This is a genomic window from Haloterrigena sp. H1, assembly GCF_005938085.1.
Classification (GTDB): domain Archaea; phylum Halobacteriota; class Halobacteria; order Halobacteriales; family Natrialbaceae; genus Natrinema.
This window is the reverse complement of record NZ_SMZK01000002.1, coordinates 173,354-199,598: the sequence shown is the minus strand read 5'-3', so window position 1 is coordinate 199,598 and position 26,245 is coordinate 173,354. Positions and strand designations below refer to the sequence as shown.

Below are 26,245 nucleotides of genomic sequence, written 5' to 3'. Positions count from 1 at the left end.
CCAGACGGTGTTCTTTCGGATTCGGACGTAAAAGATTTAGCGGAAGACGTCATCTGCCAGTTCCCTTTGCCAGGGATCGAGGGCTGAGTGATCGGGATTTGGTTTGAATACTCGTTTTGGAAGCATCCGCTCGAGTCGCCGGATTTGAACAGCGTACTGGCGTAGCCACGATTCAGAAGTGACGCAGACCACTCGCCACTCGATCCCGGCGATATCTGGGCTGTCGTCATTCTTGCAGCAGTCAATCAGACTTCCATCTGGGAGACGTGCAAAGACAACGACAACGCTGTCTGTAACGATACTGCCATGGACTGGCTACATACGCTCAACCGAGAGCAGTTTGAGCGCATTGCTAACCGTCTTCTCCAAGAGTTAGCGATGACGATTCTCGACCTTGACCGGTCGAGGATCGTCTCTATCGACTTCGTCGATACCCCTATCATGGCACGTACGCCGACGAGAAAGGTGAACTCTGCCGAATGCACGCGAAGGACGGGACAACGACGTGTCACCGGTACTGTACAGCGTGTCTCGTCTCGAACAGTAAACCGGTGACGTTGGCCATGACGTACGTCCGAAGTGATGAGGAGGAGGCCGACGCGGTCAAGCGTGTCCTCGACCGCGTCGAAGCCTATCCCTTCGAGATAGAGCTTCTCTTGGCTGATCGTGGCTTCTACAACGAACGTATCCTGCGTCGTTCTCAGGAGATTGCTGCGACTGTTGTTCCCGTCCAAAAGAAGGGAGAACGCATGAAGGAAAAGTTGGACACGCACCGTTCGTACATGACAACCTATCGGATGTACAAAGACCGCGAGCGGGAACTAGAATTTCCGCTCGCGGTCGCTGTGTCCTATCACGCTGGAGATCGAGAGAAAAGCGAGGAGGTTGTGCGAGGGTATGTGGCGTGCGATCTGGCTGATCGCACGCCCAAGCAGGTCGAACAGCTGTACCGGAAACGGTCAGCGATTGAAACAAGCTACCGGGTGTTTCGCCAAGCACGAGTGGTAACGACGACACAAGATCCAGTCGTTCGCTTTGCATTCGTCTTGGTCGGGTTCTTGCTGGAGAACCTCTGGCTCGTGCTTCGGTGGGCGGTCGTCGCCCGCCCGCGTCGGGGCGGGCGCGACCTCCCCCAGGAATTCACGTTCAAGACCTTCTCTGACTGGATTATACATGCATTGGAAGAAGAGCTAGAACGGCGTTGGGAGATCAAGATGAACGGCGTCGGTGTGCCAGAAACGTATGCATCGGCCGCGGGCTGACGCCAGCCCGCGGCCTTGGGCAGGCACCTGACGAGCAACAGCATTCGTCTAAAACGGCGTATCTCAGCTTTCTCAGTTCGGATCTCTCCATCTGTGGACTCTGTTTCTCCTACACTCAGCTACCACACCACCGTTCACTCCGGTCATCCGAGACTCAGCACAGCTCACGAAGCGACGCTCGGGAAGTACCGACAGTAACGTTCGCCATCCCCAGAAAGGCGCGGCTTCCCACACACAGCGGGAGAGACTGCTGGCAGTGCCATGCTACCGGTGCACTTCTCTACCGTCGAGAAACGGAGAGTCAGATGTCGACGCGATCGAACCGATAGAGTGCGATCACGAGCGGCACGACGATCCAAAACAGCAGAATCATGAAAGAGAACCAATCATTGAGATAGATTGGTAGCTCGCCGCCGAACATCTGTGCACTGGTGGTCGATCCCTGCTCGAGCAGATCAACGTCGGTAACGAATGTCAAACCTCTGTTGTATGCCTGGCCGGGATCGAGATTCGTGATGAAGTACGTCCAGTCTTGCCGCCGCTCTGCGGTCATTTCTTGGCCCTGAAACTCCTGCGTGTACGTTACGGTATCGAAGAAGAGGAACTCTCGCTCACCGAGCAGCCTAAATATAACCCCGAGACTGTTCCATACAACGTAAAAGAGCAGGAAAACGCAGAACATCGCAGCCCCAGCAATGGTCGTCGAGCGCGTCAGGGACGAGAGCGAGACGGCGATGCTCGTGTAGGCCATCCCATAAATCATGGACATGACTAATAAGCCGCCGTAGTCGACGATATCGAATCCGCCGAGAAATGCGGCAACGAGGGCTGCCGCGAGGACGAATCCGACTGTCAGCGACACCGACAACACGGCTGAGCGGCCGAGTAGTTTTCCGATAACGACGTCCTTTCGCGAATGAGGCAGTGACAGGAGGATTTTTACACTTCCAGACTCTCGCTCACCAGCAATCGACTTCCAGCCCAGAATCAGCGCAATCAGCGGTACAATCCATTTGGTGACCTGGCTGACGAAGAAGACGAGCGCATCGGTCGTCGCTCCCTGTGCTGCGATATCCTCGCCGAAGTACGACAGCGCTCCCGCGATCCCGACCAGTAGCAGGAAGAAAAGCACGCTCAGCCCCCAGAAAAGCCACGAGCGAACCGCATCCTGAAAGTCTTTCTTCGCGACCGTGAGGATGCTCCCAAGATGGATCCTACTCGAGGTCGATCTACTGTCGGTCGACTCACCTACGGCGTCGGTTTCGGTACTCATTGCGCGTGCACCTCCGGTCTTGTGCCCGTAGTATACGACCGGAAGACGTCCTCGAGCGAGGACTCAGTCGTTTGGAAGTCCTGTATCTCGATACCGTGGTCCTCGAGCGTCGAGAGGACGGCTGTCTTCGAGCCGTTGACAGAGGCGACAATCGTTGGCGGGTCTTCACCCTCGACGGTGGCACGAGTGACGTCTTGGAGCGAACGAACTGCTTGGAGGGCGGCATCGTCGATCCGATCGACGGTGACGCGCAGCGACGTGCCGCCAGAGACGGAGTCGCGTAGTCCTTCGACAGAGTCGACGGCAACCATCTCGCCGTCGCGGAGGATGCCGACGCGGTCGCAGACTTCTTCGACCTGCTCCATAATATGGCTCGAAAAGAAAACCGTCGCGCCCCGTTCATTCTCTTCGCGGACGAGGTCGCGCATCTCGCGGGCGCCGTTCGGGTCGAGGCCGGTCGAGGGCTCGTCCAAGATGAGCAGATCCGGTTCGCCGACCAGCGCCATCGCGAGCATGAGCCGCTGGGACATCCCCTTCGAGAAGCCGCCAGCTTTCCTATCGATTGCATCCTCGAGGCCAACACGCTCTAACAGCGCTTCGGGCTCGTCGTTGGCGTTCTTGGAGTTGATCGCAAACTCGAGGTGCTGGCGGGCGGTCAGGCGGTCATAGGTTTTGACACCTTCGGGAAGGACACCGGTTCGCTGCCGAATTTCCCGACTGTTTCGTTGTGCATCCATACCAAGGACGCTGACTGAGCCATCGGTCGGTCGGGCAAAATCCAAGACGATGTTGATCGTCGTCGACTTGCCGGCACCGTTGGGACCAAGGAAGCCGAACACTTCACCCTCTTTGACCCGGAAGGAAAGGTCGTCCAGTGCGAGGGTCTGACCGAATGATTTGGTCAGATTGTCGACTGTAATAGCTGGCATACCCGTACACGGGTAGCAGTTTATTGTAAGTCTTTTAACTACTTTCTCGTTCAGATAATCCTGAGCAGCAATTTTAACTGTTTTAAAACAGTTAAATCCCGCCCGAATGTTATCGTGTTGTATTTATAGCGACATTCACGATGGACGAGAAGTCAGCACAGGTGTTTCTTCCACCACGTGAGCGATGCTTTGAACATCACCACCCTCTTTCGACATGGACCAACCCAACGACAGTGAGTAAGCTGTGGAAGTTCACGGTTGGAAGGGACGCAGTAGTCGTCGCACGATACGCTTGCCGTTTGAGCGAACGAACGCGACACCACCGACTTTCGACTCGTCGAGTGCATACCGTTCTGGACCGCTCTCTGAGTCATCAACCCGGTAGATCATCCTGTCATCCGTTGCGAACTCGAGCACGTCATGAACACGTGATTCCGTGAGGTCACATTCTTGAGCGAGTTCTGGAACGGTTTTGGGACCGGATTTTAACTCTTCAGCAACGAGGTGTGCATGGTTGAGTATTAACATCACCTCACTCGCTTCCAGGTCTTGATGCGGATCACTATCCTGGCCCTCGACAAAATCTCTGCGCGCATCAAGAAGAATCCAGACACCAGCAAGGAACGTCAGTCCAGGGAACCACGCTGGACCCCCAGTCGTGGCCGCGACCGTGAATTCGTACCCGAACCACACCAGACTCCCGGCTGCAACGAACATCCCGATTCCGACATGGATCCACCGGTTGTCGATCGATGGTGTGTCTTTCAAGATCTGGATCGTCTCAGTTAGCCCAAGGGCGATCACAACAGCGATGAGGGTATTGACATCTCGGGTCACGCCGTAAACGATGGCGAGAAACGCGATTATCGTGAGGACATGTCTGACCGTCAGCTGCTTACGAACCGTGTGACCGAGACCGGGGGCCATATGTATACACTAGTCTGGATTGACAATAAGCACTGTGCCGCAGGATGGTGGCCAAAGGTACTTTGACATCCTCCACGCCGTGAACGACGTGGAATCCCGACCGCCGTTGGGATAGTAGGGTTTGCACTCCATGACCTGTTCTCGCGGGGTGAAACGGCCCTCACTCCGATTGACCAGATGGACTGAAGGCTGTGCCAACCAGCTGTTACTCCTATCCTAAGACGGACTTGGAGTTACTTTTTGTCGGATGTTCTCTGCACCGTTCACGTCCGCATTCGCGACGGTATCGCATTCCTCGCAGACGTATAAGTATGTGTCACTATCACCAGGAACTTGGTCCTGATTTCATATCCTCTGTGGACGACCGCTGCATCACTTGAGTGGGGCTCTACCGGCAATCACAGCAGTCGGAGCTCGGTCGTCGCGCTTGCGTTCAAACCAACTCCGTTCGGGAATCTTAGGCTCTGTTGAAATCCTATTGGCTCGACACCTTTCCCGCTAAAACAGCCGTTAGGTAGGTGTGCTTAGGTCTCACTATGACTTCTACCAGAGACGGTTAATGTTCTTGTGGCCGTGCAAGATACGCGGTGCGTATCTCGCACAGCATTGTGTTTCGGGAAGCTGACGGACAGTTCGATACACAAACAGTGGCGAAGAGCCGGCAACGATGCACTGTCGGGAGGTTCGTTTCGAAGCAACAATCAGGGTCTGAAGGCGGATACGCCCGAACCGGTAACAAAGATCGCAATCCCTTCGGTGAAGACAGGACTCGAGTGCGTCCACCCCTGATATGGGACTGACTCGCGGCGTTTCCCGCTGGCAGCGTCAAGTCGGAGGAGGCGGTTTGTCCCCGACCCCTCCTGATTCTCGGCGACGAATACCTCGCTCCCAGCGGCAGTCGGCGTCGTGAACCAAGCGTCGTGACCCTGCGCGACGCGCGTCCAGAGGATCTCTCCGGTCATAGGGTCGAACGCACGGAGACGGTCGCTTGCATCCGAATGTGCCTCGAGACGAACCACGAGTGCATCCGGCGTGAGGGCTCCAAGTTCGTGAGAAGGGGAAGCGAACCCAACTCCCGCTTCATCCTCACCGAATAGCTCCGTTCGTTCATGTTGCCAGATGGTTTCTCCCGTGTCGAATGAAACGGCAGTGATCGGCCCGTGGAGGGCTGCGACATACGCATGGTCGGAGCCAAGAACGAACGACTCCGCCGCATCTCCAGGAAGCGCGGTTCTCCACGTCGACTCGCCCGTCGTCGCATCAAGCGCGATGAGTTCGATTGCAGAGCCGTCTTCGGGGGACACCGCGGTTCGTGCCACGAAATACACGTCTCCGCCAGCCACGCCTGCATACGATTGCAGGGACGTGACATTGAGCGCGGTCCGCCAGCACTCTTCGCCCGATCGCGAATCCACCGCGCGCACCAAGGTACGCTCCTCGTTCAAAGTAGGATCCGTGAGCACGGCGCTACCGTCTGCGAGCATTACGGATGGAGGGTAAGCGTGGAGATCTCGTACAGTGTCGGTCCAGCGTTCGTTGCCGTCAGCCATCGCCAGTGCGAACGCGGTCCGCCCCGCTGTGTCAGGGTTCGTGTGGTAATAGACAGTATCCCCGGCGGCCACGACGGGATAGGCACCTCCTGACTCAGAGAATTTGACCGTCCAGCGCTCGTCACCCGTATAGAGATCGAGGGCGCGAAGCGTCTCCCGTGCCGACTTGTCCGTACTGGCGACGAAGACGAGCCCATTTGCGACGGTCGGCGGTCCGTGGTTGTGGATGTCCCACTCAGTATGCCAACGTTCCTGTAGCGAATCCGGAGCTGCACGGCCCGGTGCGTGCGACGTATGCTGCCGGTCGTGGTCCGGAAACGACCACTCGTCGTCCTCAACAGTGATGTCCGAAGTACCACAGTCGGGCGGCGCAAAAGGACGCGCGCCGCCGGCGTACCTAATAAGTCCACCGAGCGCAAGACTGCCGCCGGTCGCGGCAAGAAATCCCCGGCGTGAAATTGGCGCAATTCTGTTCCGGCTAGTCTCCTCCGAAAAACCATCTTCCCGGCTTTCGATCATCTCGGGCGTTTCTTTGCCGTCGGGCCCGAGGCTATCTTTGTTGGAGGACATTACCTTTCAGCGATTGGTAGTGGAGAATAAGCCTTGGGAAGCCGTCTTTGACATGGTTAGTGTTCTAAAATCCGGCGGTGTTCACATAAGGATTGAAAGGTAAGGCGGAGCGTTTTTCGAGTGCTCTATGCCCGAAAACGACCGCCTCAATGGTTGTTTAGACGAGATCAACTTAGAGTTTGTTGAACGAGAAGCGACACCGCGATTGCTAATGAAGCTCAGTATTCAGCTGCATCTCGCTGGACTCTCGCTTTCGAATACTGTCTCTATTCTTGAGATATTCGGTGTCGAACGCGCTCGATCCACCGTCCACAATTGGGTACACAAGGCCGATCTACAGCCTGAATCTGGTCGGAATCCGGATCACGTTGCGATTGACGAAACTGTGATCCGACTGAATGATGAGCAATATTGGCTGTACGCCGCAGTCGATCCCGAGACAAACGAATTACTCCATACAAAGCTTGAGCCGACAACAACGAAGGTTCTCGCTCATTCGTTTCTTACGGAACTCTCCGAGAAACACGACGTCTCCGACGCCGTGTTTCTCGTCGATGGATCGCACTCGTTACAAGATGCATGTCAGCGTCACGGCTTCGATTTCAGATACGAGAAACATGGAAATCGGAATGCTGTTGAACGTGTCTTTAGAGAGATAAAACGACGAACACTCTGTTTCTCAAATTGCTTCAGCAATGCCGACGCAGAAACTGCCGACGACTGGCTCAGATCGTTTAGCTTCGCATGGAATCAGCTTATCTGAACACTACGTAAAATCCACACAAGACAATTATCCATTCCGATCCATCCTGGAGACATCGTCAATAGGCTTGTCATATCGGACTACAGGTGGTCGTCTCGTCGGTCAAAACTAAACGTCCTGACATTCGACGTTCCCGACCAGTCGGACATCTCGTCCACACTGTGGACGTAGAGTCGATCGCCAAGAACGGAGACAGTTCCTGTATCCCCGACTTGAAGCTGGTTGAATCCATTCCGTCCAACCTGTTTCATCTCGTATGCGGAGTCCTCGCCTGTAGCTGTGCCATGGACGCCGATCATGTATGTCACGTCACTAAACTCGGCGGTCAGTTCGTTGTGCAGGGTTCTGTCGATAGTTATTTTTCGGGGAGTCTCGACGGCGCCCTTGACGTACGTTGGAGCGTACCAGAGAGCGAGTTCGTCGTCTGGTCCTAAAACCGTCTGGAGGAGGTAGCCGTTCTTCCGAGCACCGCCCCACTCCCAGGAGACAGCAATGCGCTTACGCGCGACAGCGCCCGTATGCGAGAGAGGGCTGGTCACGAGGGCCCCAGCGACGGTGCTCGCCGCAAGCGTTCCACCGAGAAGAATCGATCGCCTGGAGAGCATACCGTGGTCAAACAATTTTCGTCGGATATACTCTATGATACAGTCAAGTCGACGGGGGACAACTCACATGGGCGGCTTGATCAGGTAGCTTGGCAATTTTCGATAAAATAGTTAGAGTGACAGGTCAAGGTTATGAATGATACAGGTGATGATGCGTTCTCGAAACTGCTTCCACCAGCGCCGTGAGCGGACGAATCCACCGTACTTACGTTTGAGTCGGAAGTTTACTGTCTCGTTCTGAGTTTTGAGGGGACGGGGAGTTCCTCAAGTTCGATGGCTCTTCAAACCCAGGGCATCTCGATAAGCTCGTCGAGAAGTATCCAGTACGTCGTATTCTTTCGCATCTTGAGGCAGAGCAATACGATGTACTGATGGAGCGTGTACCGCCGTTTCGAGAATTTCGAGGAGTAGCGAGCGACGGCACGCCGGGCCAAGTGAATCGCTTGTTCGACGAACCGGTGTAACCGTTACTTCGGGAGGGACTGCATTCGGTCAAATTACTGGTCATACCTGTAACTCTCTGAGGATTTCAACAGAGCCGGTTCGATATATTCGCACGCGTAGTGACCGAACTGCCCAATTCAGTTTCAGGCATGGTTCTGAATAAAGAAATCGCGCTACTGTCTACTGGACTCTGTTGAAATCCTATAGGTCGGATATTATTCACGGTGAACCAGCCGGTTAGTGGGTTGCGAGCGTATCGATCCAGACGGTCAGTTAGAACGTTTTCAGAAATTCGGTAAGTGCGAATACAATGGCAATGGATCCAAAGAAAATTCCTATCGTACTCAGTAATCGGTTTCGTGGGACAACAGTCGTTTGAGCAACTACCAACAAGGCCATCAGGATGACCAGAACAGCGAGGAGTCTCTCGGTACGGTCGGTCATACAACCACGTTATCTATCCTCAGTACTTCACGAAGCTGGTTAGTTGAAAAGTCTGCTTGCATGGAGTGTGTCTAGTACCCAGCAAGCAGACAATTCAATCCACGAGGACCAACTCCTTAACTTCCTCGTCAACACGATTGACGAGGAAGTCGATCTTGACTTCGCTCCAAACGCCGAAGCGACGTCTGAAGACATTTACGAGGTCCTCGTCGGCGCATGCGCCGACGGGACCTCGGTCTCGACACTCTGCGAAAAGAGCGACGACTCACTTCACCAAAACACAGTTCTGTACCACCTCCGCAAGAAGTTCGATCTAGAATCGGTTGAACAAGCCGGCAATACGCTGCTTCAGAAGGACGTTCTCGGCATTCTGCCTGAGCAGGTGGAGGTCGTGGCTGACCTCCACCTGCGACCCTACTATGGTGACGAAGACGAGACGAACGGCCTCTATCACTCGGAAGCAAAACGTGGAACGACTGCCTTCCACGCCTATGCCACACTCTACGCGCGTGTGAAGAACAAGCGGTTCACGCTGGCAGTGCGCCGTCTCGAAGACGGCGACACTGCCAGCAGCGTCCTTGCAGCGTTTCTTGGTGTTCTCGACGGCCTTGACTTCAGCGTCAAGGCCGTCTATCTTGACCGCGAATTCTACGACAGCAAGTGTCTCAGGTTGCTTCAGGCACACAATCACGCCTACGTCATGCCGATCGTCCGGTGGGGAAAGACGATCAAGCAGGAACTCTCGACTGGATGGAGCCGAATAATCCAGCACGATCTGACGGGGAAACTCGACGGTCACAGCTGGACCGTCGAGTTTCCCGTCTACATCGACTGTACCTACCAGAACGGACGATACGACGAACATGGAGTGGCGCGTCACGGCTACGCCGCTGACGCGCCGTTCATTGAGACGCCACGAGACGCTCGATACCACTACGCGAAACGCTTCGGTATCGAGGCCAGCTACCGCCTCTCTGAACAGAGTATTGCGACAACGTCGACACAAGATCCGGTAGTTCGGCTGTTGTACGTCGTGGTGAGTCTGCTGTTGCAGAACGTCTGGCGGTATCTGCACTGGGAATATGTGGCGACGCCCCGCCGTGGCGGGCGTCGCCTCTGGTCCTGGTCGTTCAAGGAATTCATCAACATGATTCGACGGGCAGCGTGGACGGCCCTCGCAGTCCGTCGGGCCGTCCCCGCAAACCGACCACCGGACGACCGGTTCTACCGCTAACCACCGACCGAGTATGCCCTCTCCCAAGTGGCAACGCTGTCGCGTCGGCGGCTGATCGCCGCCGACAGCGACAGCTCCTCACCGATCGTCGAGGAGATTCAAACAGATCACTGAGACCGACAACGGAACTCAGACTTCAGACCGGCTCAGCGGAGGATGCCTTGTGAGGTACTGATCCTTGATGTGAATCGTTTGGTTCTCCCTCTGTATGCAGCAGTCTGCCCTCTCAGAATTATGAACATTCGCCGCCTTCGTGTGAAATAGCGAGATCTCGCTCCAGATTGTGAACGACGCACTTGATGACGAGTTCGCGGAACTGCTTCCACCACCGGCGTGACCGTACGAAGGCCCCGAATTTCTGTTTAATCGTTGCGTTGACCGTCTCGTTCATATTCCGTCGATGGTAGAGGTCGCTGTCCAGTCGTGCATTCCACGCCTTGGAAAGCGGGGTTAACTCCCGATGCTTGATCAGGGGGCAAATCTCGTGGTCACGAGCGAGCCGCCGGAGTTTCTGGTCATCATATCCCTTATCACCGGTCAAGACTGCGATGGACCCCGCGTTCCGTTTCACTACCTGCGGTGCAATCTGCGTATCGTGTTTTCGTGTCGTCGTTACGTGAATGTCGAGAACAGCATTGGTCGCTGTATCGACCAGCAGCGTCGTCTTCAATTGCTGGATGGTGAGGTTCGTTCGCTTCGTATAGTGTGTTGATGCATGCGCCCGCTCAAACCCGGAGGCATCAATGCCGGTGACACCGTTGAGCGGCAAGTCCGCAAGTGAAACGTTCAGCAGCACACGCCAGACGGCCATCTCCAAGCGGTCGAACGCTTTGCAAAGTGTCGAAGGAGCAGGAATCGAATCAAGGTCAAGGGCGTTTCGAATGCGCGGCATCTCGATGAGTTCGTCAACAAGGTCGCGGTATGTGGTCGTCTTCTTCACCTTGAGACAGAGCAAAACCACGTGTTGAGTCCGCGTGAATCGCCGTTTGGAGTGTTTTGACGAGTAACGGTTGATCACTTGTTCAGCCAATTCGAATACTCGTTCGACAAACCGAAGCAGGTCGGATTTCGGTAAGCCGTCCATCAATCGCCTATCCGTGAGTGAACCGTTACCTTCTGAGGATTTCAACAAGGCCGAATGTTACTATATTGAGCGGATAGAAGGGGCAAAGATAGGTATGAGAACCGTTGTATGACACTCTCTGTTTCAATCGTGATTTGTTGGATATAGCTGTCAATTCGAATCAAGTGCCGGTCACACTTGAGTTCGAAGCCGGTCAATGCGCTTCTCGGTTGGCGGATGCGTACCGAAGACCCGACGCGCAATAAATCGTCGCGTCCGATCAAAGAAGGGATGTTTCTCCCACGGTGGCGGAACAATAGCGAACGCAGTAGCCGCATCCCGCTCGCGAAGATCCGTCGATGGGCGACGCTCGAGGTCAGCATCAAGCGACTCAAGGGCACTTGCGAGTGCAGCAGGGTCGCCGGTAATCGCAACCGCGCCGTCGTCGGCAGCGTACTCTCGGCCACGGGAGACGAGAGCGACGTACCACCGGCTGATGGTTCCAACCAACATCGCTAGTGGTTCGACGACAGGGTTGTAGCCGTATCGACTACGAGCGAGTCGTGCAACAGCACTAGGCGCCGATAGCGCAGTGAGCACCGCAGCGTCTCGGTTGGCAACGTGGGCGAGTTCGTGAGCGATAGCAGCCTCGAGTTCGTGGTACTCAAGCGTCTCGATCAACCCCCTAGAGAGAACAAGTGTCGAGACAGCGGGGCGATAGCCCACTGTCAGCGCGACGGGTGTTCCGTGCTCGAGCACTCGAATCTCGGGCGGCGGCAGGTCGACCTGACCAGCGAGTCGAGTGACAATCGACTCGAGAGATGCATTCACGTCGACTTTCCGGTCAGAGTCAGAGTTAGAGTTAGATCCCGCTGTACCGACAATCTGATCAACCGACTCGATGTCCGTGACCGTGAGCGCCTCGAGATCGAATCGGTCCTCGAGATTTCGGAGAACAGCGTTGTTGCCAGAAAACTCTGTACGGATTGTAGCGCCGACGTGGATGCCAACGAACACGGCAGCACTCACGGCGGCCACTGAGACGACAACAGTTTCGACTGATACAAAAGTCGCTGCCCAGTAACTGGCTCCGACTATGACGATTCCAGTGACGGTCACTAGAAGGGTCGGTCGCAGAGCTGTAGTTTGCTCAAGTCTGATACGCACCCATTTGGCCTCGTCCGTGATGCCGTAGGTGGCTGCTGGGTCGACAGGTTCCTCCTCGGCGATTTCGGCGGCGCGGCGCTCGATGGCGTCTCGCACCCCATCGACATGATTGGGAACGATGATCGATCCGAAAACAAGCCAGACAAGTGCGGCGACAACGAGCAGTGCGAACCCAACCCAATAGGCCATACTGAGGTAGCCGACGATAAAAATCCCGATAACAAGCCAATTACCGCCAGTCGTGCGTTCATCGTTCACCTCATCTTTCGAACGGATCCATTCGTGGGCAGCCCAGAGGTACCCAGCCATCAGCAAGTAAAAGAAGCCGAGCAGGACCAAGAGCCCGAACAGTGGAAGAGGCAGTACTGAACGAAGGACCGGCAGAGTACTTAGCACAATCAGTAACGACGAAAGCAACAGCACGTACGAGGCGAGTTCAATAATCCCCTGGGCAAGTGCACCAGCCGGTGCGGAGCGCTCGCGAGCGGTACGGACGGTCCGCAGCGACAATTCGACGGCCGCCAAACAAGGCATCCCGACCGCAACTACGAGCGCTACAGCGAGCGGCTCGGCGGCGAGACGGAAATCAAAACCAAGGAGGATCGCTAGTGAGGAAAGCACCTCAACGCCGTAGTGAACCCCAGCGTAGATCGGGACGCCAATCAACAAGAGGACAGCGACGACGACACCACTCGAGAGGAACAGACAGCTAACACCGGCAATGACTGTCCGGACAAAAAGGCCGGCACGAGTTGGGAGCAACGTCATGGCAGATTTCACCTCCAGTAATTAAGAACCGGATGGGCTAGAGGAGTACCGAGATAACGCATGTCGTCTCAAGAATTAACTTCAAGTGGTAAATAGATACCCGACCGATTACAAGCTGAAACTCCGTTGAAATCTTATTATTCATATACTTATCATGGCGGAACTGCTGATCACTACACGTGCGAACTGTCCGCTATGGGTTTTGCCACATACGGATGAGAGGGGGTACAAATGCGTACAAGCAAACGAGTATCGTTATTGTGAAGAATGGGAAATCCAGTGGGTCACCTTCGATAATAAGCCCCACTGTAATAACTGCGAGTGCTAAGCCGACGATAGCAGTACGAATCGCACGAAGATGTGCTATGAATATCGAATACTATTCATCATTCATACATGATACCGGAGTTCTCACTATATCGGTCTTTTTGTTTATTGAGGTCTGCAAACTGAGCGATGACCCGAAAATATATGTCTTCTCGATAAGGTATTCGCTGTATGCCTGGATTCGGAATTGGTACTCCCATCTACCTTGCCATCCAAGCGTTCATTGCACGCTTCGTGTATCGTGAGGCCTCAACTCACAACCGCCGCTCGCCGCTTGTTTTAGCCGGGAGCATCTTTATCCTGAGTATCGTTGCTGTGTTTATCGTGGGTAGTATTCTACCTGTTCTCCTTGTCGAAGCAGTGACTATTATAATGTACCGTGCTGCTACATATAGAAATAAACCACCTACTGCACAATAATCAAATACCCTCCTGTTTAACTGAGAATCAAACAATTCTTCACCTGTACTTACCATTCCCTATGAGTCAATAGGCGTGTGACCGGTTCTATGACACGCTACTTTAGGAGGGAATTGACTCAAGAAGGGACATATCGGTTAAATCGATGTACAGCATTCTGATACAGTACATATGAACAGAGAACCCCACCGATCAACAGCGTCCCTCCGCCAATAATCTGCAATTGATCGAGTCCAATAGCCTGAATATTCTCTCCAACAGCATGAAACGTGCCAGCAGCCGTAGATAGTATACCTATACCGTAAGGAGAACTGTTGAGCAACTCCAATAGGATTGTTGGAGCGAAGCCGAATACGCCGGCAAGGACAGTTCGAGCGACACGTGGTGCAACCAGCAAGGCAGCCAGCAACGCACCAGGGAGCAGTATGAGTACTGCATGAGCGGCAACAGCAGTCATTCGTGGTGGAAGTACATCTCGACTCTGACCGACGCTAATCGCACTAAACCGGGGGAATGCCATCCCGATTGCCGGGGAGACGATGACAGCGACGACTGTAAGATAGCCGCTGAGGATGACCAGGCCGAGTTGCTCACCGATCGTGTATGGTGAAACGAGTCCAGCAAGACTCGTCACAAGAAGGATAATCGGGAGTCCAAAGACCAGACCAGGCACTATGAGACCACGAACGTAGTGATCCCCCGATACAGCTGTGAGTGTTACTGGGAGTACCGCCCCCTCATCACCGAGTGGGTTCATTGCGAACAGAGAGCCGACAAGCCATGGGAGTGCGACTGCAGTCAGTGGAGCACCTAATGCGCCAATCGATCCAGATTGGACAGCTGTACTGACGAGCGGACTGCCGATGGCGAAGACGGGGATGAGGAGAAACATCAACCGGTTCGGATCACGGCGCGTCCGCATGAGTGCCCATTCTGCAACGCGTCGGACTGGTGTCGAAACAAATCGGGGGACAACTAGTGGTGTTACGGCAGCCGCGAGGGAATCTCGGGTTGCTGGTCGAGGGTTCTCTTTCTCAGCGGTTTGCTCGAGAGCAGACACGCTTCCCTCTGTATCTGGACTCACCGGCTCAATAAACCAAAACACGGCCGTCTCCCGTTCGACAAGGATTCCACCGACGATGAGTAGTACTGCACTTCCGGCGATTACGCCGGCCGCTCGGAGGGAAGACCCGACAAAGGGTGTTCCCACAACTGCGAGATCGGCTAGCCACCCTATTGGGACCCATGCGAGTGCCGCTTGGCTGAGTCCGCTTATTTGTGGATAGAGAAAGAGAAAGTACCCACTCATTGCAAGCAGCGTAGCAGCTGTTCCGAGTATCGTCTTATGGCGGGCAACGAAAGGCGATGTCGCAACGAGCAACGCAACCGCGTACCCCACTGCCGATCCTGCAACCACCACGGTCGCGGCGAAGAGAACGGCAGCCACTGGGAGCAGGATGAGACTTACGGGTGAGCCAAGGAGGAACACGCTAACACCAGTCAGTACCAGAATTGGAAAGCCAGCGTACGCGAGGATTCGCAGCATCTCCGCGACGAGTAGTCCAAACGCGACCGTTCGTGCTGAGACAGTCGTCAACATCAGCGATTCGGCGTTGATTCGCGGTCGTGCTGAGACGACGCGCTGAGCGATGAGATAGACACCGAACAACCAGAACAACGCGACCATTCCGCGAACCATATCTGGAACAGCAAATGCCTCGATATTACGTATCGCATCGGCGAACACGATAGTAACTGCCAGCGTCAAGAGTGATGGAATCACCATCCCGAAGGCTCTTAGCGTGAGCTGGGCTTTATCCTGCCACAGTGCGCGTACTGACCGTCGGAACTCGAACACGCCGATGCTTAGAGCATGTCGCGGCCAGGTTGGCTCAGCCATCGGTTTCCCCCACATCTGCGGCGGGATCGGTACTCGTCAGTTCAAGGAACACGTCCTCGAGCGTTTGTGTATCACCTATTTCTGCGCGCTGTGTGAGTGTCTCCGGATCGCCTTCAGCAACGAGTTGCCCATCAGAGAGAATACCGACTGTATCTGCGACTTCTTCAACGACGGGAAGAATGTGCGTCGAGAGGAAGACAGTGGTACCTGAATCAGCGAGGTCTAGAATCATCTCTCGAATCGTGCGGGCCGCGCGTGGATCAAGGCCAGACGTGGGTTCATCTAGAAACACGACATCCGGTTCGTGAAGCACGGCTTGGATATATGCTGTTTTCTGACGCATTCCTTTCGAATAGTCCGCAATTCGCGTCGTAGCGTCGGCTGTGAGATCGAGTTCGTCGAGCAACGTATTGATACGCTCTTGCGTAGCCCTTTCGGGTAAATCACGGAGTCCAGCGACGTACTCGAGTTGTTCGTATGCGGTTGCTTGTTCGTATAGTGGTGGTTCCTCGGGAAGATACCCGAGATGAGGGCGCAGTCCGTCCCGATCCGTGATAGGAACGCCAGCGATAGAACCGGTGCCACTCGTAGGTCGTGTGAGACCGGTAAGCAGCCGCATCGTTGTCGTCTTTCCTGCACCATTCGGTCCCAGAAACCCGTACACACTCCCTTCAGAAATCGATAAGTCTAATCGATCAACAGCGAGCGTCTCGCCATACTGTTTCGTCAGTTCACTCGTTTCGATCCTTGCCATAAATTGTTAACTGGTGTTTTGAGGAATGATCTGCTCGTTATATTTGACCGCCGCCGGAGCCACCAAGGCGGCCTCCGAGGCGACCCGTGGACGACGACTTGTCACCACCGAACTCACTGAAGTCCATATCGTCGAAGTACTCTGGCGCAGTACTCTCGGTTGCGTAGACGAATAGTGCTGTCTTTGCGACACCACTGAGCGCCTTCCCGAGGAGGAGGCCAAAGATGAACGTAGAGCCACCGATTAGCACCGTTGCCAGCAGTTGGACTGTGCCCATGCCAGCGGTTACGATGAACGTGAGGGCACCGAGCCCGACGCCAGTGAGTGCCAGTAGGGTGGTTACGATGTCGATCGTGCCCATCGCACCGATTGACTCGCCCCATGTGTTCTTGAACGTAGTCGCACTCTCTTTGAGCATCTCTGTGACCGATGGGTCACGGAAGACGATCACCGGAACGACGAAGTAGGTCATCACGCTCCACGCCACCGCAAAGACGCCCGCAACGATCCGTGCCACGATGTTATCCTCTGATTCGATAATTCGGATGACTACGCCGACAATCGCGGCGATAAGCGACCAGGCCAACAGCGGCAGTTTCCGTTTCCAAGCGGCGGCCAGCGCTCCTCGAATCGAGGGTTCTTCTCCGTGAAAGACAGTTCGGGTCGCCGCAATCAGCGCCGCCGTGAAAAATGACGCAATGAACGTTTCGACAAGATAGGCGACAAACAACGCGAGGTACACTGCCAGTCCAGGCTCTTGGAGGAGCGAGTCCGTGACGTACAGACTCCCGAACAGCGTGACGATGAACGCGACGCCCGAGAGCCCGCCGATGAGCGGAAACACGAACAATTTCGGGTGAGCCCTGAGCACGCGGCCGCTCCGGCGTGCCATGCCGAATCCGATTTTGAGACGCCTAAGCACTCTCATAATACGTCGAGGTTATCTTCCAAGATCATTGAAATATGTGTCCATATTCCGGTCTAGTGATTGTGCCTGTGGTTTTTTCCCTATCGACCTCAATCGCGGTCAAAAGAGTCACCAAAGTATAGAAATATAGCCCGTAACAGCGTGTCATAGAATACGTCTCACACCCTCTACCTGATGATTATACGGCTCTCAATTCGCGTATGAGCCTGTAGTTTCGCCAGTCATTGGTTTTGTTCAAGATTTATTCCGCGAATAATGCCTGCCGAGAACCATTATATGACACGCTCCGTAAGCGAGAGGAGTTTCAATTAGCCTATGAATCCATACGCCCTCCTCGGTGCAGGATCGTGTCCGAACTCATCGGGACCACATCATTGAAGCCCTCGGAAGGTTTTTCCCGGCCGATCCCCGGTTTCGGCGTCGTCGGCTATCGATTGGACGCCCCACGGGACGATCCGACTCTCATCCGGCATCCCACCACGAAGCCAACGCTCTTCAGGGATGTCGATGAGGCCGTCCATCCAGGATTTCGACGTCAACATTAGCGCGATATACTGGTCGCCGTGGAACGGACGGCCTTCGTGGTTCGAGAGGATCAGCCAGGGCCGAGCGTCTTCCTCGCCTTTGAAGAGATCGTCACCGTAGACGACGTCGCCCCGCTCGAAAATCGGTGTCTCTTCGTCGGTCACTGTTCGTCCTCGACGCTTGGGTGGGGTTCCTGCGGTGCGTGCTCGCGCCACGCTTCCTTGTCCTCTGTACCGAGTTGGTCGTTGAACAGAGCCGTTGCTCGTTCGTACCCGCTGTATCCGTCGAGGCGCTCAGCGTCGTCAGTCACCGCCCAGTACGTCGCCTTGTGTTCGACCAGACCACGGTCCTTCAACCGTGAGAGCGCGGTTCAGACTGCGCCCTCGTCGACGCTGATCTGGGAGGCGATTTCGCGAGCCTTGAACGCCCGATCCTGGTTGGCGGCGAGGAATCCGAGGACTTGATCAGGCACGGAGAGTTCTTCGAGCTCGTCTTCGCTCGTGTTCTCGAAGGTGTCTCGGTCGATGGACATCGTTGAATGGGGGTACGTCATCCGCTGTAAAGAGTGTTAGAAGTGAAAGCTACGAAAACACCGAAGGAGAAATCACTATTGACGACGAAGCGGTTCGAGAACCGTATCCATTGAGACGGCTAGCTGGGATGTTATAGAACGGGCGTCACATCTACTGTGCGGGCATCCTAATTCGATAAGTACAGGTAGTACAATTATCAGCGTTAAATTCCAGCTATCCGAATGTTGTCAAGATTAGGTCTGCTGATACGCCGACAGACGGTTTGAATAACTCGAAATGATCGCTTTGTTCTTGCTCTAGTGAATCGCTAGACGACAGCGGTCTTCAGTGAGAAATTACATCGCTCAAGGCGTAACGCCGTGTCAAATGTGACTGCGACACTGAGAATCTCAGTAGTGGCGAAACGGGTAGACACTCCCACAACGCCATCAAAACACAAGGGCCCGACGCTGTATGATTACCAGATGGTCCGGTGGAATTAACAGTCTGAGCAGACTTCTATGACGCCCTTTTCATCTAGCAAGACGGCGGCGGACTCGAGGACGACGGCACTACGATCGAATCAACATTCGACGAAAGGCACTTTTTAACGGCTCGCCTTGTCTTGAATGTAGTATGGACGCACTCCTGCTTATAGCAGTACACATGGCGAGGTGGCCACCATGAGCAGTTCCACGGCCGAAGCCGAACTCAACGAGGACGAGCGAGCGGGTCTCGAGCTCGTCCGCAAGTCTGGCGGCATCCACCAGAGCGACTTCTGGAAGGAACTGGAGTTCTCCTCGCGCAAGGGCAGCCGGATCGTCGAATCGCTCGTTGAAGAGGAACTGGTCGATCGAGAGGAAGCCGTCTACGACGGCCACAACACCTACTTCATCTCGCCGACCGCACGAGATCTCGATTTCAGACTGCTGATGGCCGGCGATATGCTCTCGCCGTTTGTCGGCGAGGAAGAGGTTGATCCTAACAGCGACGCCTTCTCACAATGGATCATGAACCTCGCGTACGAGGAGTAGTCGGTTCGATCCCCGCTTGAGTCGCTTTGACCGTCCGTCTGGATCGAACTACTCCAAATTTCTCGCACGACTACCCTGAGAGATTCACGTTCAAGACGGTATAGGCGTCTCCGAAGCGTACGCATCGGCCGTGGGCTGAGCCAACCTGCGGCCTCGAGACAGTTATCATTCGTCTGTGAGGAGTGGTCCAGATTCTCGGTCTTCTCGAGTCGCAACAAAAACTTCAGCAATATCCTCGGGAGTCAACTGTTGTGCTGCAGATTTGAGCAATGCATTGTGCAGTTCACGTTTCTGTACAGCTTCATAGCCATCGCGACGGAGCATAATTTCGGCTTCGAAGAGAAGGCCAGACGCACCATCAATCGTGTCCCACGTCTCAGGAAGGCAGTAGATCGAATGCTGTGTCTGTGTCTTCGCAGTCGGGAATGCTGGCTCTGTCTGAGAATTATATGCTGAGACGGTATCACGATCCTCAGACGTAGTGTCATTTCCTGACGGTTCTTCCCCTTCTGTGGAGTCCTCTGCAAGGGTACCAGCAAGTTCATCTAGCGCCTCGTCACCAGGATCAGATTCCTCCGACTCGTCAGCAAGGTCGTCGAATGGCATTACCGCATCACCCCGCCGTTTTCGACGATTTGGGCGAGTTCCTCATAACACTTGAGCTGGTCACACTCTGGATCATAATCGCGTAGCGGTTTGCGAGCACGATGTGCTTTATCGATACTAGCACGGTGACGGATGCCTGGGAGATCACCATTGTAGTTGCCAGCGTCGATTGCTTCCCAATCAGCCGCAGAGAGATGTGCGAAGTTTGGGACGCACGATGCAAGCTCATCACGGCTGTTAATCGCGTACAGCAGGTTTCGGTCTCGAGTGTCCTGATCGAGGCGTTCGCTAAGATCAGTTGGAACAAGTGCAAGCAATTGGAGGTCGAAGTACTGGCGCGCTTCTTGGATCAGGCGTTTGTTCGTCTGCGTGATTCCAGATTCCCATCCACTCTCCGGACGGAGTGGGACAATGAGATTCTTTGTTGCAAACAAGGCATTGTCGTTGAGCTTTCCTCGATTGGCCGGCGTATCGACAATGATGTACGAGTATGTATCCCCAAGTAGAGGATCAACGACGTTACGGTTAAGTCGTTGACTCGAGGCCATTGCCGATTTCAGATTCGTCTCCACCTCCTCGAGAGCTTCATGGGACGGCAGAAGATCGAGATCATCGGTAACTGGAACGACATGATCTAACGGATCAGCGCCGTCAAGTAGGACCTCTTGAACGTGGTTGTCAGATTCGTACTGGTCACGGTAGCCAAGATTGAATGTGGTATGGCCGTTATCGTCGAGGTCAACAAGGAGAACACGGCCATTTCGCTCTGCAAGTTCTCGTGCAAGATTGATCGCTGTAGTTGATTTCCCAAAACCACCTTTGAGGACGTTAACTGCAACAGCTCGAGGTTTTTTCGTGAGCTCGGAATCGCTAGCCATAGAGGATAGTTCACGTAGCCACAGTATAAAGTGTGATGGAAAGAGATCATGTAGAGACATGAGTGAACTTCACCACGTTATAGGAATTCAGACCAGTGAGTGAATTCTGTACAATATAGAAATGATCTACATGATGAAGAGTGACCCATTTAACTACATTCTCGAATGTAGAGATAGAAGGACTAACATGGACAGTCGGCGAATTAGCTGAAAGAGAGGGCGCTAAACTCCCGTTCTCAAGGAGCGGACGGGATCAGCCATGAGCGAGTAGGGCGGGGTAGTTCATCTTAGGAGTGGAGCTCGTCAGTAGATCTGGACCTCAAAGAGACTCAAAAGATTAATTGAGAAAAGACGGAAGGGGCACCCCCGGGGGCGTCCAGAAAAGACGGAACGAAAAGCGATCGTCCTCACGATCGCAGAGAAACTATTAAAACATCTTTCTAGTAAGACTGTATCTTTTTCTAGTTAAATATCTCCTAGTTCGAAATCTATAAGAGGTGTACTACTGTACGGAACCGCAAAGCAGGTAGTGGAAAGCAAGGAAGGATAAATATCCGACCGCGCTTTCGGCTGTTTTCTCCTGATCTCTTTCATTGAGGCAGTAATGGTAGTATCTTGTGGTTCCAGGCTCTGATAACTTGGTTTCACTGTGGGCTTCTTTTTCTCGCTAATTCCGGACGCCCCCGGGTGGGGGTGGGTCTCAGCCACCCGTATTTCTGGACATTATGGGGGGTTCTGGACACTACGGTTATTTGTATAATGAGTGCGTTGTCTCCTATCATGACCGAGTACTTTCAGGACCGATCAGAGATCTTCGAAAGCGAACGTATCCTGAAAGAGAGTTACACACCGAATGATCTTCCAGAACGAGAAGAGCAACTCAAACGACTTGGGTTGGAGGTTCTTTCCCCAGTTCTCAACGATGCACCCCCTCACAACGCGTTTCTGTACGGTAAGCCCGGGCAGGGGAAAACAGCAGCTGCACGTTTTCTCCTTGAGAAACTGCAAGAGGAAGTCGATGAGCGGAGCGGAATCAACTTGACTACTATTTTTCAAACGTGTAAAGGGCATCACTCTTCGTATCAGGTTGCGTGTGATCTTGTAGAACAATTAACTGGTGACAACCCGAACGGTCATCCGAAGAGGAAAGTATTCGCCCGGCTGTACGATGCTCTTCAAGAGATTGGTGGAATTGTCGTTATTGTCCTTGATGAAGTTGACAACATCGGAAACAAAGATATGATTCTCTATGAGCTGCCACGCGCGCGTGATAACAGTCATATTGAGGATATGGATGTTTCCGTGATCGGGATCAGCAACGATATGACGTTCTACGAGGAACTCGACCCTCGAGCTAAGGATTCGCTATGCGAGGTCGAGATTCACTTTCCCCCATATGATGCTGATCAACTGCGGAGCATTCTCAATCGTCGGTCAGAGAAAGCGTTCGTCGATAGTGCTGTCACGCAGGAAGCTATCGCACTAGCAGCGGCGCTTGCTGCCCAAGATCTAGGATCGGCACGGCAGGCGATTCGGTATCTGTACAAGGCCGGTGAGTTCGCCGCTCTTAACGACGAACCGCAGGTCAGTGAGGAGCATGTCCGTAAGGCCGAGGACCATGTTGAGCAGATGAACATCGCGCAGAGCATCCGTGATTTGACAATACAGGATCAGTTGGCATTGCTAGCACTCACTTCGTTGGCAACAGGGAATGAAACGCCAGCGCCAACACCAGAGGTGTACTCGAGGTACACAGATATCACATCTCACGTGGACACGAACTCGATCGCAATGCGTCGGGTTCGCAGTCATCTCCATGATCTAGATATGATTGGTGTCGTCTCAGGCGCAAAACGTAGTGGCGGATCGCGGGGCGGTCCAAAGTACTACTGGGAGTTGAACACGGATTTGGATACTACGGTCAATGTCTTGACTGAGGAAAATCGGTTTAATGATGTTCTTAGCTTGATAGATAAGCCATAACAGCTTTTCTGGACATTCAGGGGTCAACCGGACGTAATGGGTTCTTTAGTTAGAATCCTATCTTATTCTCGAGCTCATGTGATGTACTGTATTCTTCATTTCCAAAATATCCGACAACATTCGCATGTCGGTACAGCTCTCGGCGCCGCTTCTGGCTATTATCTTGTATTGAATTTCTTAGATGTAATAACATGCACTCATCTATAGGATGTTTATACATCCTTGAATGTAGAGATAGAACCATTGTCATGGTATAATGGATTTGAAAAGGGCTTGTTGGAAACCACAGACTCAATCTGACTGGCCCCTTCGAACTACACACCGAATGCGGATCGATTTCGACGACGGGACACTCGTGCTCCAAGATGTGCCTGCCGAGGTTCCCTTTGCGGAGTGGGACGATCGTATTGATGAGTACCGCGTGCAGGCCTATCGGTATCGGGAACTTCTCGAGTGGGCTGGTGGCTGGTCCGACAGCAACGGACAGACAACACTCGAAGATGCGTTACCACGTTCTATGTCTCTCCACGATGCTGCCCGAAGCTATCCAGAACTCGATCTGACACCGGCGCTCCACATCGAACCGCGTGACTACCAGCAGGCCGCCCTCGACGCTTGGATCAACCATGACCGCCAGGGGAGTGTCGTTCTTCCGACCGGCAGCGGGAAGACATTTCTTGGACTGCAGGCAATCGCTGACGCCAGCGTGAGTGCGCTTGTCGTGACACCGACGATTGACCTGATGAATCAGTGGCACGCCACACTCACCAACGCCTTTGGCGATCAACTCACAGAGCCGATCGGCGTTCTCGGCGGCGGCAGCCACGAGGTCACCGCGATCACCGTCACTACCTACGATAGTGCCTACCGCTACATCAACGAATACGGCGACCAGTTCGGCTTACTCGTCGTCGACGAGGAACATCACCTGCCGGCGCCGACCTACCGGCAGATCCCCGAAATGACGATCGCACCGTATCGGCTGGGATTGACCGCTACCTACGAACGGCCCGACGGAAAGCATGGACTCCTCGAGGATCTCATCGGTCCGGTTGTCTATCAAGAGGCTGTTGACGAACTCGCTGGCGAGTACCTCAGCGAATACGAAACCATCCACATGTCTGTCGAGCTCACGGCAGAGGAACGGGAGACATACGACAAAGAGTACCGGACCTATCGCGACTACGTCGATAGTCACGAGTTCGACCTCTGGAAAGAGGAGGGTTACCAGGAGTTCCTCAAACGGACGTCCTACGATCCAAAAGGACGCCGGGCACTCATCGCCAAGCAGCGCGCCGAACGCATCGCCCGAACAGCAGAGAAAAAACTCGAGACGCTCGACAATCTGCTCAAACGTCACCACGACGATCGCGCGATAATCTTCACTGCGAACAATGACTTCGCCTACGAAATCTCTCAGGAGTTTATTGTCCCTTGCATTACCCATCAAACGAAGACGGACGAGCGCACTGAGATTCTCGAGCGGTTTCGGACTGGCGAGTACTCAATGCTGGCAACGTCACAGGTGCTTGACGAAGGAATTGACGTTCCCGCTGCGAACGTGGGGATCATCTTGTCGGGAAGCGCTTCGAAACGGCAGTATGCCCAGCGGCTTGGACGCATCCTCCGGCCGACAGATGACCGCCAGCCGGCCCGACTCTACGAGATTATCACAGCAGACACGATGGAAACGTACGTGTCCCAACAGCGCCGACAGGGGGTAATGACGAATGCTGACGGCTGATCTGGCTCGTTCTCGTACCACCGGCGATGCGATCAAACCGCTGTTTATCGATCCAACGGATGAGAACTATCGAGAGACGGCACGCGAACTCATTGCGCTGTTCGATGTCCATCTCGGTGAGCCGAAAGGCGATCTCGAAGACGCGATCGACGAACTCACTGTGGCGGATACCGACTACAAGATCGTCCAGGGACTGGCGAAACTGCTTCTCGACGAGTGTGAGTTCGAAGTCATGTCTCCAGTCGAGCCTCATGAAATCCGCCAGCGCTTGTTCGAGAAAGCCAACGAGCGGTATCCGATTGTTCGCCAACCCACGCTCGGTGACGACACACAGAAGATAGAGGTGTATAGTGCAGTTGCTGATGAGTTGGATATCTCACTTGAAGCGTGCTACCGCGGGATGTATGCTGACCTCGAGGAGAACAAACGACTTGTCCAGATCGGCACGCGGACCGCTGACCAGTATGCCGATGCTGGCGAGCAATCGACCACGACCACAACACTGACTGGCAGTAGCGATGGCGAGTACGAACACACTGACCTGACGGTCGACTGGCTGGTCACTCGCTACAATCTTGCGCTCGCCCAGGCAGTCCTCTACGATGCGACCGAGATGCGGATCCGTGTCTGGGACCATTTCGGGACGGTATTCAGCTACGTCAAACTCTTCGGACTGATGCATCGGATCTATCCGATCGATTCTGATGGCAAGCGTGTCGAACGAACCGACCGTGCCGATGGCTACGAGGCCATACTTGACGGGCCAGCATCGTTGTTCTCCCAATCGCAAAAATACGGCATTCGGCTGGCGAACTTTCTGCCAGCATTGCCCCTCTGTGATCGCTGGGAGATGACTGCCACAGTACTTGTCGACGAGACATCGGGTGAGACACGGCAACTCAGACTGGACGACACTGACGGACTCGATTCACACTACAGTACTGGCAGACAGTTCGATAGCGATCTCGAGCAGACACTCGCCCAGAAATGGGAGCGAGCGACCACGGACTGGGAGTTACTACGCGAAAACGATGTGTTTGACCTCGGTGATGAGGTGATGATACCCGATTTCGCGATCGAGCATCCGGATGGCCGGCGAGCGATTCTCGAGATCATCGGATTCTGGACACCCGAGTATCTCGAGTCGAAGCTGAAGAAAATACGCCAGGCAGATGCTGAGAATCTCCTTGTCGCAGTCTCCGAACAGTTAGACTGTTCGAATGATGACTTCGGTGACACGAGCGAGCGGGTGCTCTGGTTCAAAACTGGGATTCACGTCTACGACCTGGTTGAACTGGCAGAAGAGTATTCGATTTGAGAACAGAACTCTCTGCGTTCTCTTGACTGGCGGACGAGTTCACGTGTTTGAGCTGGGGTGCGAGATTCATGCGGATTTGTGAAGAAAGATGTCAGCTTGAAGTATTTTCGCGACCGGCAAAAGCCTGGGCGTGATAGCTCACTTCCGTTGTTTCTGTGACCCCACCCCAGGTTTCTGTCGTATATTGTGTTTGCCCGATCAGCTAGAACACGCACCCCAGAATGTCCAATGTCTTTGGGGGTGCGAGAACGTTCGAGCTGTACACACAACAACCCCATTGTGTCCAGTGTCCTACGACTATCATCAACGTAATCCGA

The 26,245-nt window shown here is 54.1% G+C and carries 19 protein-coding genes and 4 pseudogenes; 7 read left to right on the top strand and 16 right to left on the bottom strand.

Translation table 11 applies throughout. The annotated features are described in order from the left end of the window. Positions 1-192 precede the first annotated feature (192 nt). A pseudogene (locus tag E2L06_RS16315) lies at positions 193-1,262 on the top strand (ISH3 family transposase); the annotation flags it as partial. Between the two features lie 301 nt (positions 1,263-1,563). Here E2L06_RS16315 and E2L06_RS16310 read toward each other — a convergent pair. From E2L06_RS16310 to E2L06_RS16290, 5 genes and pseudogenes are all read right to left on the bottom strand, one after another. Beyond that, entirely contained in the window at positions 1,564-2,535 is a 972-nt protein-coding gene (locus E2L06_RS16310) for an ABC transporter permease (protein WP_138782724.1), read from the bottom strand. Further along, on the bottom strand, positions 2,532-3,464 hold the full coding sequence (locus E2L06_RS16305) for an ABC transporter ATP-binding protein (RefSeq protein WP_138782723.1): 933 nt from the start codon (positions 3,462-3,464) through the stop codon (positions 2,532-2,534). Before E2L06_RS16305 ends, E2L06_RS16310 begins: the two co-directional genes overlap by 4 nt. 252 nt (positions 3,465-3,716) lie before the next feature. Then, positions 3,717-4,391: a hypothetical protein gene (locus E2L06_RS16300; protein ID WP_138782722.1), complete on the bottom strand. Its 675-nt coding sequence runs from the start codon at positions 4,389-4,391 to the stop codon at positions 3,717-3,719. A gap of 9 nt (positions 4,392-4,400) precedes the next feature. Next, positions 4,401-4,700, bottom strand: a pseudogene (locus tag E2L06_RS23025) (hypothetical protein); the annotation flags it as partial. 392 nt (positions 4,701-5,092) lie between these two features. Next, entirely contained in the window at positions 5,093-6,511 is a 1,419-nt protein-coding gene (locus tag E2L06_RS16290) for a PQQ-binding-like beta-propeller repeat protein (RefSeq protein WP_138782721.1), read from the bottom strand. A gap of 127 nt (positions 6,512-6,638) precedes the next feature. Between E2L06_RS16290 and E2L06_RS16285 the strand changes: the two genes are divergently transcribed. Beyond that, positions 6,639-7,274 carry an IS6 family transposase gene (locus tag E2L06_RS16285; protein WP_138782720.1) on the top strand — a complete coding sequence of 212 codons (636 nt, stop codon included), beginning with the start codon at positions 6,639-6,641 and terminating at the stop codon, positions 7,272-7,274. 80 nt (positions 7,275-7,354) lie between these two features. Here the strand turns inward: E2L06_RS16285 and E2L06_RS16280 are convergent, their stop codons facing one another. Then, a complete protein-coding gene (locus tag E2L06_RS16280; protein ID WP_138782719.1) occupies positions 7,355-7,879 on the bottom strand; it encodes a hypothetical protein in 525 nt (174 codons plus the stop codon). A 284-nt stretch (positions 7,880-8,163) separates the two neighbouring features. Continuing rightward, positions 8,164-8,319: pseudogene (locus E2L06_RS23020) on the bottom strand (IS5/IS1182 family transposase); the annotation flags it as partial. Positions 8,320-8,834: 515 nt separating this feature from the next. On the opposite strand from E2L06_RS23020, the gene E2L06_RS16270 reads away from it, so the two are divergent. After that, a complete protein-coding gene (locus E2L06_RS16270) occupies positions 8,835-10,001 on the top strand; it encodes an ISH3 family transposase (protein ID WP_138782718.1) in 1,167 nt (388 codons plus the stop codon). A 232-nt stretch (positions 10,002-10,233) separates the two neighbouring features. Here the strand turns inward: E2L06_RS16270 and E2L06_RS16265 are convergent, their stop codons facing one another. From E2L06_RS16265 to E2L06_RS16220, 7 genes and pseudogenes are all read right to left on the bottom strand, one after another. After that, a complete protein-coding gene (locus tag E2L06_RS16265; protein WP_138782717.1) occupies positions 10,234-11,085 on the bottom strand; it encodes an IS5 family transposase in 852 nt (283 codons plus the stop codon). A gap of 171 nt (positions 11,086-11,256) precedes the next feature. Then, positions 11,257-12,999 carry a M48 family metallopeptidase gene (locus E2L06_RS16260; protein ID WP_138782716.1) on the bottom strand — a complete coding sequence of 581 codons (1,743 nt, stop codon included), beginning with the start codon at positions 12,997-12,999 and terminating at the stop codon, positions 11,257-11,259. A gap of 865 nt (positions 13,000-13,864) precedes the next feature. Further along, the gene (locus E2L06_RS16245) at positions 13,865-15,646 is read right to left on the bottom strand and encodes a hypothetical protein (RefSeq protein ID WP_138782714.1); all 1,782 of its coding nucleotides are present in this window, start codon (positions 15,644-15,646) and stop codon (positions 13,865-13,867) included. Continuing rightward, positions 15,639-16,400 (bottom strand): ABC transporter ATP-binding protein, encoded by a 762-nt coding sequence (locus tag E2L06_RS16240; RefSeq protein WP_138782713.1) that lies wholly within the window; start codon positions 16,398-16,400, stop codon positions 15,639-15,641. The genes E2L06_RS16245 and E2L06_RS16240 overlap by 8 nt, the downstream gene beginning before the upstream one ends. A 37-nt stretch (positions 16,401-16,437) precedes the next feature. Continuing rightward, on the bottom strand, positions 16,438-17,292 hold the full coding sequence (locus tag E2L06_RS16235; RefSeq protein ID WP_249361475.1) for a DUF6159 family protein: 855 nt from the start codon (positions 17,290-17,292) through the stop codon (positions 16,438-16,440). A gap of 407 nt (positions 17,293-17,699) precedes the next feature. Further along, positions 17,700-18,017, bottom strand: a complete 318-nt coding sequence (locus E2L06_RS16225; RefSeq protein WP_138782711.1) for a type II toxin-antitoxin system PemK/MazF family toxin — start codon at positions 18,015-18,017, stop codon at positions 17,700-17,702. After that, a pseudogene (locus tag E2L06_RS16220) lies at positions 18,014-18,385 on the bottom strand (MarR family transcriptional regulator). The gene E2L06_RS16225 and the pseudogene E2L06_RS16220 overlap by 4 nt, the downstream one beginning before the upstream one ends. A gap of 663 nt (positions 18,386-19,048) precedes the next feature. Between E2L06_RS16220 and E2L06_RS16215 the strand changes: the two are divergent. Beyond that, complete coding sequence (locus E2L06_RS16215; RefSeq protein WP_138782710.1) at positions 19,049-19,399, top strand: MarR family transcriptional regulator; 351 nt, start codon at positions 19,049-19,051, stop codon at positions 19,397-19,399. Between the two features lie 165 nt (positions 19,400-19,564). On the opposite strand, the gene E2L06_RS16210 is transcribed toward E2L06_RS16215, so the two are convergent. Further along, positions 19,565-20,005 carry a hypothetical protein gene (locus E2L06_RS16210; protein WP_138782709.1) on the bottom strand — a complete coding sequence of 147 codons (441 nt, stop codon included), beginning with the start codon at positions 20,003-20,005 and terminating at the stop codon, positions 19,565-19,567. Next, positions 20,005-20,883 carry a ParA family protein gene (locus E2L06_RS16205; RefSeq protein ID WP_138782708.1) on the bottom strand — a complete coding sequence of 293 codons (879 nt, stop codon included), beginning with the start codon at positions 20,881-20,883 and terminating at the stop codon, positions 20,005-20,007. The genes E2L06_RS16210 and E2L06_RS16205 overlap by 1 nt, the downstream gene beginning before the upstream one ends. Positions 20,884-21,663: 780 nt before the next feature. Here E2L06_RS16205 and E2L06_RS16200 point away from each other — a divergent pair. From E2L06_RS16200 to E2L06_RS16190, 3 genes are all read left to right on the top strand, one after another. Beyond that, positions 21,664-22,866, top strand: coding sequence for a Cdc6/Cdc18 family protein (locus E2L06_RS16200; RefSeq protein WP_138782707.1), 1,203 nt, complete (start codon positions 21,664-21,666; stop codon positions 22,864-22,866). Between the two features lie 325 nt (positions 22,867-23,191). Continuing rightward, the gene (locus E2L06_RS16195) at positions 23,192-24,610 is read left to right on the top strand and encodes a DEAD/DEAH box helicase family protein (RefSeq protein ID WP_138782706.1); all 1,419 of its coding nucleotides are present in this window, start codon (positions 23,192-23,194) and stop codon (positions 24,608-24,610) included. Then, complete coding sequence (locus tag E2L06_RS16190; RefSeq protein WP_138782705.1) at positions 24,597-25,928, top strand: DUF790 family protein; 1,332 nt, start codon at positions 24,597-24,599, stop codon at positions 25,926-25,928. The genes E2L06_RS16195 and E2L06_RS16190 overlap by 14 nt, the downstream gene beginning before the upstream one ends. The last annotated feature ends 317 nt before the right edge of the window (positions 25,929-26,245 follow it).